We start from the raw sequence: 2,076 nt of genomic DNA on the forward strand, positions 1-2,076 counted from the left end.
CTGGAACACCCGCTGCCACCCGTTCACCTGGACCAAGACCGCCGATCAGATCCTGCCCCACGCCACCCGTCAACGAACCTCAGACGCGTGACACTAGTAGGTTGAAGCGAAACCGCGAGTTCGCAGCTCAGACTCTGCGGAAGTCTTTCATTCGACGAAATTCCGCGCGCCCTTCCACTTCCGCGACGCGGTGCGGTCGCACACTGTTTCGATCCACTCGTGCCCGGCCGGACACAGCCACCACACCTCCACGTCGCTGGCGACGGAGATGGTCTGCGGTGTCCAGCTCGTGTTCTTGCCCGGGTGCCACATCGCGGCAACCCGCGCGCACCGCGTGGCCAACGACCGCTCGGGTCTCACCGCGGTCAAGGCCGGGTAGCCAAGCCGGTGATCAGCGCCTGCGCGGCGGCGTTGCCAACCAGGACATCGACAGCTGCGACTCTCCTTCCCCGGCCCCGGTGGCGCGGCACTCACACCCGAGACCGCGTCGGCGTGATCGTGCGGTCAGCCGATACCGAGGACGGATTTGGCCGTGGTCCAGTCGGTCAGCATGGCGTGCTGGGCTGCGGCGAGCGTGACCTTCTTCGCACAGACCGCTTTCTTCACCGCGTTCTCTACCCGATCCTTGGAGTAGGAGTTCTGATCGCCATCATGGGGGTCCGGCCAGAGGTTCCGAGGATCGCGCGGCGCGCCACCCAATTCGAGCGGCAAGAGGTGATCGTCCTCGTAATCGCCCATGTCCGTGTCCGGCGTACAGGCGGGATCCGGCGGGGGCAGTTGCGCCTGCGAGCACCGCGCTGCGGCCGGGCGCAGTGCCTGGGTTGCGGTGCTGGCGTGCGCGGTCGGCACCACCAGGCACAGCGAACCGGCCATCGCCGCAGCGGACGCGGTGATACGCGCGACTCGAGACATCACGGGGCACAACTTCCAGAATCCGGTGTCGACAGCGTGCGCCAGTTCTGGAACGCACACCACCTGCTCCGACGGAAGGCCGTGCAGAATTTACCTGTCCCTCAACTAGTGACGTGACAAACCACGCAATGGAGCTGCAAACGTCAGGCCCGAACATGGCCCGCAGGTCGAACCACACGCCTGGCACGTATCCGGCATTCCTACTTGCCGGGGTCGGCTACGTTCCGGTCCATGCCTCGGACGGCATTCCCAGGGCTTCACGCATGTGCGAACACGGTGCGAGGGGCGACGGGCCGGGGACGCCCGCGGCGGCCCAGAACGCCCGGGCGACCGGGTCCTCGGCGAACGCGGGCATCGACCAGTCGTAGTCCGGCGCCAGCGCCCGCGCGGCCGCGGCCAGCACCGTGCCGTACCCGGTTCGCCGACGCCCCGGCTCGACCTCGAGCGCGCGCAGGTTCCCCCGGCATTCGATCCGGCACAACGCGAGCTCGATGTGCCCGAGGACCGTGGTGTCGAGCGTCAGCTCGATCCGGCCCGCCGCAGCCGGGGATGGCGGGCGGTGCCGTATGAGCGCGAGCCCAGTCCTGGGTGCGGTCTGCGGGGTGTGCTGGGCGGTCACGTCGATCTCCACCCAGCTCGCCCGGTTGGCACCCGCTGTCTGGCAGGCCAGGCACAACATCGTCGGCAGGCCAAGGGCGTGCGAGTAGCTGCCGGTCACGCCACCGACGGCGAGCTCGTGCCCGCGCGGGCACCGCGGCCACCGGCGATCGCCCCAGCGGGGCCGGACGTACTCCTCGGTCCGCCCGAACTCCCCCGCTGCTCCGCTGAGCACCACGACACACCGACCTTCCACAATTAATAACCCATTCGAACATACGTGCTATACGAGTGGTAGAGGGGTTCCCGGAGAAGTGAGGAGTGCGACATGGCCAGTGAGGTGTCGGAGACCACGGTGTCGCTGAAGAACGCGGCGATCTACGTCTACGCCGAGGGCGACCCGGCGACCTGGGGCCGATGGTTCCTCCTCCCCGACGGCAGGGTCGTCTACCAGCGCCCCTCTGGCGAGCTTGAGGTTGCCCCCGGAAACCGGACACCGGGCTTTATGCCGCGAGTGCGAGGTCTTGACGATAGCTTATGCGGGTTTCGTGGGGTGTTCGGTAGTCG

The 2,076-nt window shown here is 67.7% G+C and carries 4 protein-coding genes; 1 reads left to right on the forward strand and 3 read right to left on the reverse strand.

The annotated features are described in order from the left end of the window. Nucleotides 1-147: 147 nt before the first annotated feature. The 3 genes from ABD256_RS44010 to ABD256_RS44020 form a co-directional block, all read right to left on the reverse strand. Nucleotides 148-360 carry a zinc-ribbon domain-containing protein gene (locus tag ABD256_RS44010; protein WP_344432366.1) on the reverse strand — a complete coding sequence of 71 codons (213 nt, stop codon included), beginning with the start codon at nucleotides 358-360 and terminating at the stop codon, nucleotides 148-150. 144 nt (nucleotides 361-504) lie between these two features. After that, nucleotides 505-873 carry a hypothetical protein gene (locus tag ABD256_RS44015; RefSeq protein WP_344432360.1) on the reverse strand — a complete coding sequence of 123 codons (369 nt, stop codon included), beginning with the start codon at nucleotides 871-873 and terminating at the stop codon, nucleotides 505-507. A gap of 256 nt (nucleotides 874-1,129) precedes the next feature. Next, entirely contained in the window at nucleotides 1,130-1,747 is a 618-nt protein-coding gene (locus ABD256_RS44020; RefSeq protein ID WP_344432362.1) for a GNAT family N-acetyltransferase, read from the reverse strand. Between the two features lie 90 nt (nucleotides 1,748-1,837). Here ABD256_RS44020 and ABD256_RS44025 point away from each other — a divergent pair. Further along, nucleotides 1,838-2,076 (forward strand): hypothetical protein (locus tag ABD256_RS44025; RefSeq protein WP_344432364.1); only part of this gene is annotated, 239 nt, incomplete at its 3' end.

Origin of the sequence: Amycolatopsis minnesotensis, from assembly GCF_039529815.1 — a bacterium.
Classification (GTDB): Bacteria; Actinomycetota; Actinomycetes; order Mycobacteriales; family Pseudonocardiaceae; genus Amycolatopsis; species Amycolatopsis minnesotensis.